We start from the raw sequence: 5,549 nt of genomic DNA on the forward strand, positions 1-5,549 counted from the left end.
CCCCCCACCCACCCCCGTTAAAACCTGGCGGGTGGTGGCACCGTGATGCGCCGTTTCCATCCCGGCAAGCTCAGGTCCGCGTGGTGCTTGGGCATGGTGGTGGTGTCGGCCCTGGCGCTGCAGGGCTGCTCGACCAACCCGGTCCACAGCTATTACTACGGCAACAGTGCGGGTGGCGTGTCGCGCACCGACCTGATCGAGGTGAACGACCGGGCAACGGATGCCTTGCTGCTCAACGCGCCGCTGGACGCGAGCCAGCCGCTGTTGGTGGCCACCCTGGTCAATGTGGACCGGCTCAACGAGTCGTCGCGGCTGGGGCGCATCTTTTCGGAGCAGATCGCGGGGCGCATGGTGCAGCGCGGGCTGCGCGTGACGGAGGTGAAGCTGCGCGACAACCTGGTGCTGCACCGCGAACAGGGCGAGTTGCTGCTGTCGCGCGAGGTGCGGGAGGTCAGCCAGGCGCAGAACGCGCAGGCCGTGGTCGTGGGCACGTACGCGGTGTCGGCCTCGGTGGTGTACATCAGCCTTAAGCTGGTGAACCCGGTGGGCAACCATGTGATTGCGGCGCACAACTACGCGGTGCCCGTGGACGAGAACGTGCGCACCTTGCTTGCGGGGCGTTGATGGGTGGATCGGCGTTCTGCCTTGCACCACATTCCATCGGCAGACAGCAGACAGCAAAAAGGCCCCGAATAGGGCCTTGTTTGTTTGCTATCTAATCAATAGCTAGAGCGGCAATATGCGCTAGCGCATCGGGCGCTTTTGGCTCAAAAAACACGCCAACGTGTCAATGCAACATCAGCGCACCGGCGGTCTTGCTCTTGCCGGCACGGGCGGGTGGGTTGCACAGGCCGCAGGTGAAATGGCGGTTTTCGTACAGCTCGGTCACGAACTGGCCGCTGCACTGGCTGCACTTGGTGCGGGTCAACATGCCGGCGTCCACGAATTTCACCAGGCGCCAAGCGCGGGTGAAGGACAGCAGGGGTTCGATCTCGGCCGTGGCGACTTGTTCGTTGTACAGGCGGTAGGCCTTGGTCAGCAGCTCCACCGAATCCAGGTCCACGCCCTTGGACAGGTACTCGTAGATGTTCAAAAACAGCGAGCTGTGGATGTTCTCTTGCCAGGTCAGGAACCAGTCGGTGGAGAAGGGCAGCTGGCCTTTGGAGGGCGACTTGCCCGCGATCTCCTTGTACAGGCGGATCAGGCGTTCATACGACAGCGTGGTCTCGGACTCCAGCACCTGCATGCGGGCGCCCATCTGGATCAGCATGGCTGCGCGTTCGATCTGCTTGGATTCATTCAGAACGCTTTTGACAGGGGCTTTGGCGGCGGCGGTGGTGGTGGAGGACATGGCGGGCTTTCGGTGAGAACGGGACAACGCTGCGGGCCAGTGCTTCAGAGCACTTCCGACACGCGGCTGGCCATCAGGATGTTGGCGTGCAGGGTGTTGGTGGCGTCGTTGCCCACCTTCTTGGCCGAGTGGTTGGTCAGCAAGCTCCACACCAGGTTGTCGTCCACGCGGAAGCTGCAAAGTAGCGTGTTGCGGGAGGCCAGTTTCATCACTTGCGCAGCCGACAGCGAAGCGAGAATATCGGCAGACTCTTCGTTCATGCCCAGACGGAAAACCGCTTCGGCCTTGTCCTGACGGATCAGGGTTTGGGCCAGCATCAGGTAGGTGAGGTTGGCTTCGCGGATTTCAGCGAGGATTTGTTCGTTGGTCATGGCGGCTTCCTTTTTTCCAGTACCGGGTCTTGCGTTGCCTGCTGACTGCAGGTTTTGCGTGATCCGTTGAAATGGATTGTGAAACCGCCCCAATCAGAAATTAAGTCGGGGTTTGGCTGTGCCGCGTGTCTGGTTTCGCGGTGGGTTGTGTAGGAATTTGCCCTACAAGCAGATCAGGCGCCGGCTGGCTTTTCAGGGGGCCATGTCTGCTGCATTGACAGACACCCACCCCGGAATTCTGCTCATGGTTTTGATAGCGCCTGCAAAACCATCTTTTTTGCGCTTTTGCAACTGGCGGCGTTCGTTAGACGCCGCAAGTGGGGTGGTTCAACCCTTTTCGACCGGGCGCGTGGGGTCTGAGCACCATTCGCTCCAGCTGCCAGCGAACAGGGCGGTGTGCCCCAGGCCGGCAATCTCCATGGCCAGCAGATTGGGCACGGCGCTCACGCCGCTGCCGCACTGGTGCACCACGGTTGCAGGGTCACGGCCTGCCAGCAGGGCGTCGAACTCTGCGCGCAATGTGGCTGCGGGTTTGAAGCGGCCATCGGCTCCGATGTTTTCGGCAAAGGGTCGGTTGAGCGCGCCCGGAATGTGGCCGGCCACCGGGTCCAGCGGCTCCACCTCGCCCCGGTAGCGGGCGCCGGCGCGGGCGTCGATCACGGTCTGGTCTGCGGGGCGCTGCAGGCGGGCCAGGACATCGCTGGCCGTGGCCAGCTGGCGCAAGGGCTCGTTCAGTGCAAAGTGGGACTGGAAGTGCGAGGGCTCTTCGCCGCTGTTTACTGCGCCCCCTGCGGCCTGCCAGGCCTGCAGCCCGCCGTCGAGCACGGCCACTGCGTCATGGCCCGCCCACTTGAGCATCCACCACAGGCGACCGCAGTAGTTGGCGCCCTGGCGGTCATAGACCACGGCCTGCATGTTGTTGGCAAAACCCACGCTGGACAGCCACATGGCAAAACGTTCGCGGCTGGGCAGCGGGTGGCGGCCGCCCGATGCGGGCTGGTCGGCCTCCTGCGCCGTCACAGTGCCGGTGGCGCCGGGCGCGCCGTGCTTGGCGCTCAGGTCGTTGTCCAGGTTGGCATACACGGCGCCGGGGATATGGGCTTGCGCATATTGCTGCGCGCCGGCGGTCGGTTGCATGAGTTCGAAGCTGCAGTCAAACACCATCAGCGGCGCACCGCTGGCGATGAGGGCTTGCAGATCGGGGGCGGAGATGAGCGTGGTGTAAGTGGTCATCGGCAGATCAGGTGCAAAGCAACCGGTAGGACGGGGAGGCCTCCATTGTGGCCATCCCGATGGGCTGTGTCCTCGCCAGCGCGCATGGGTTGTTGTATCGGTCAGTGTTCTTCGGCCGGTGCGCCGGGTGCGGCCCGGGCCCGCAAGATGGTGGCCACAATGCCGCTGCCCACGATGAGGACCATGCCGATCCAGCCGATGGGCGGAATCTTGTCGCCAAACAGGGCCACGCTGTAAATGCCAGCAAACACGATGCCTGAATATTGCAGGTTGGCAACCACCAGCGTGCCGCGCTGGGTCTTGGCGCTGGCGTAGGCGCGCGTCATGCACAGCTGGCCGCCCGCCGCCAGCACGCCGATGGGCAGCAGCCACAGCGCTTGCCAGCCCGGCCAGTCCGACATGCCGGTGAACAGCATGGCAAAGCCGCCCGCCACCGCGGAGCCCACCGCAAAGTAGAAGACGGTGCGCGACTCAGGCTCGCCCAGGCGCGACAGCGCCACCACCTGCATGTAGGCAAATGCGGCTGACAAGCCGGACATGAGGCCAATCATCCCGGCGAACGCCTGGTTCTGGTCCAGGCTGGGGCGCAGCATCAGCACCACGCCCACGAACCCGGTGAGCACCGTCAGCACCAGCGGACCTTGCAGTGCAGGCCGGGGCGTGGCGGCGGAGGGCCGCCAGGCCAGCAGCGTGCCGCCGACCAGGAAGGCCGCGATCCACACGCTGCTCATGTAGTTGAGTGTCATGGCGGTGGCCAGCGGCAGGTGCGCAATGGCGTAGAACCAGGCGCCCAGCGACGCCACCCCCACGAGGCTGCGCCAGGCGTGCATGCCGGGGTACCGCGTGGACAGCGTCACTTTTTGCGAGCGTGACAGCAGCCAGAGAATCAACATGCCGATGAGGCCCCGGTAACACACCAACTCAGCGGAATTGAAGAAGTCCGAGGCGATCTTGACGCACACGCCCATGCTGGCAAACAGGAACGCGGCCAACACCATCCAGAGGGCTTGCATCGGGTTGTGATCTCTTGAAGCGCGCCGTGGGGCGCAAAAATGAAAATAGCTGCCAGCGCTTATTTTTAAGCACTGGCAGCTATTGTAATGAGAGCAGACCACGGCGGGCCTGCAGATTGGCAGGGTTTTGCCGCCGTATTCAGCGGTTTGGCGTGGTCGGGTCGATGGTGTCCGAGCCCATCGCCTCACGGTACCACTCGTGGAAGTGCTGCATGCCATCTTCCATGGGGCTTTGGTAGGGGCCCACCTCGTTGTCGCCGCGTGCCATCAGGGCCTTGCGGCCCGCGTCCATGCGCTCGCCGATTTCGTCGTCCTCGATGCAGGTCTCCATGTAGGCGGCCTTCTGCGCCTCGACGAACTCGCGCTCGAACGCAGCGATTTCTTCGGGGTAGTAGAACTCCACCATGTTCAGCGTCTTGGTCGGGCTGATGGGGTGCAGCGTGGACACGGTGAGCACATGCGGATACCACTCCACCATGATGTGCGGGTACAGCGTGAGCCAGATGGCGCCATGCTTGGGCGGCTTGCCCTCGCGGTAGGCGAGCAAGGCTTCGTGCCAGCGTTCGTACACGGGGCTGCCGGCCTTGCCCAGGCGGTTGGCTACACCCACGGTCTGCACCGAATAGTTCTTGCCGAACTCCCAGCGCAGATCGTCGCAGGTGACAAAACTGCCCAGGCCCGGGTGGAAGGGGCCCACGTGGTAGTCCTCCAGATAGACCTCGATGAAGGTCTTCCAGTTGTAGTTGCACTCGTGCAGCTCTACGTGGTCGAGCACGTAGCCGTCAAAGTCCAGGTCGGCGCGTGGTCCCATCTGGGCGAGGTCGGCAGCCACGTCGTAGCCGTTGTCTTCAAACAGCAGGCCGTTCCACTCGCGCAGCTTGTAGTTGTTCAGGTTCAGGCACGGGTCGTGCGCGAAATGCGGTGCGCCCAGCAGCTCGCCCTTGGCGTTGTACGTCCAGCGGTGCAGTGGGCACACGATGTTGCCGCCCGCGCTGCCCTTTTGCTGGGTGTTCAGCGAGCCTTTGCCCTTGAGCATGACCGCCTGCCGGTGGCGGCAGACGTTGGAGACCAGCTCGATACCGCCCTGGGCGTTGCGCACCAGCGCGCGGCCCTCGCCCTCCTGGGGCAGTGCGTAGTAGTCGCCCGCGTTGGGCACAGCCAATTGATGCCCCACATAGCGGGGCCCGCGCTGGAAGATGGTCTCCAGCTCGCGCTGGAACAGCGCATCATCAAAGTAGCTCGAAACTGGTAGTTGGCTTGCGGCCTGCTGCAGTTGAAGACTTAAATCAGACATGGGTGACCTGACCTAAAGACTCCCCACAGAGAGAGTGCGGGAGGTGCGCCCGTGAAGGCGCATCTGGAAAAAGAAAACCGGCTAGGGTGGGTAGCCGGCTCGACGGGAATGGGATTATAGGCGGTGGGGTTATTCCCGCACCCCCGCTACGTGAATAGAAAACACCGGTTCCGGAAAAATAGAGACCTCCCACGGATCGGCCACTGTCTGACACGGGCGCCACAGCGCTGCGCCTAAAATCACCGGTTTTTCACCCGCGCACTGCCGCCCCCTCCATGCCCAAGGCC

At 63.5% G+C, this 5,549-nt stretch carries 6 protein-coding genes; 1 reads left to right on the forward strand and 5 read right to left on the reverse strand.

All coding sequences use genetic code 11. From position 1 onward, the window contains the following. Positions 1-45: 45 nt before the first annotated feature. The gene (locus DBR23_RS10790; RefSeq protein WP_233250392.1) at positions 46-624 is read left to right on the forward strand and encodes a FlgO family outer membrane protein; all 579 of its coding nucleotides are present in this window, start codon (positions 46-48) and stop codon (positions 622-624) included. 163 nt (positions 625-787) lie between these two features. Here the strand turns inward: DBR23_RS10790 and flhC are convergent, their stop codons facing one another. The 5 genes from flhC to DBR23_RS10815 all read right to left on the reverse strand — a co-directional run bounded on the left by flhC (position 788) and on the right by DBR23_RS10815 (position 5,262). Then, entirely contained in the window at positions 788-1,351 is a 564-nt protein-coding gene (gene flhC / locus DBR23_RS10795; protein WP_015015271.1) for a flagellar transcriptional regulator FlhC, read from the reverse strand. A 44-nt stretch (positions 1,352-1,395) separates the two neighbouring features. Further along, complete coding sequence (gene flhD, locus DBR23_RS10800) at positions 1,396-1,722, reverse strand: flagellar transcriptional regulator FlhD (protein ID WP_015015270.1); 327 nt, start codon at positions 1,720-1,722, stop codon at positions 1,396-1,398. 327 nt (positions 1,723-2,049) lie between these two features. Continuing rightward, complete coding sequence (locus DBR23_RS10805; protein ID WP_108498241.1) at positions 2,050-2,955, reverse strand: sulfurtransferase; 906 nt, start codon at positions 2,953-2,955, stop codon at positions 2,050-2,052. Between the two features lie 101 nt (positions 2,956-3,056). Beyond that, positions 3,057-3,968 carry a DMT family transporter gene (locus tag DBR23_RS10810; RefSeq protein ID WP_108498242.1) on the reverse strand — a complete coding sequence of 304 codons (912 nt, stop codon included), beginning with the start codon at positions 3,966-3,968 and terminating at the stop codon, positions 3,057-3,059. 139 nt (positions 3,969-4,107) lie between these two features. After that, the gene (locus DBR23_RS10815; RefSeq protein ID WP_108498243.1) at positions 4,108-5,262 is read right to left on the reverse strand and encodes an aromatic ring-hydroxylating dioxygenase subunit alpha; all 1,155 of its coding nucleotides are present in this window, start codon (positions 5,260-5,262) and stop codon (positions 4,108-4,110) included. Positions 5,263-5,549: the final 287 nt, after the last annotated feature.

This window comes from Acidovorax sp. HMWF018 (genome assembly GCF_003061035.1).
Taxonomy (GTDB): Bacteria; Pseudomonadota; Gammaproteobacteria; order Burkholderiales; family Burkholderiaceae_C; genus Acidovorax; species Acidovorax delafieldii.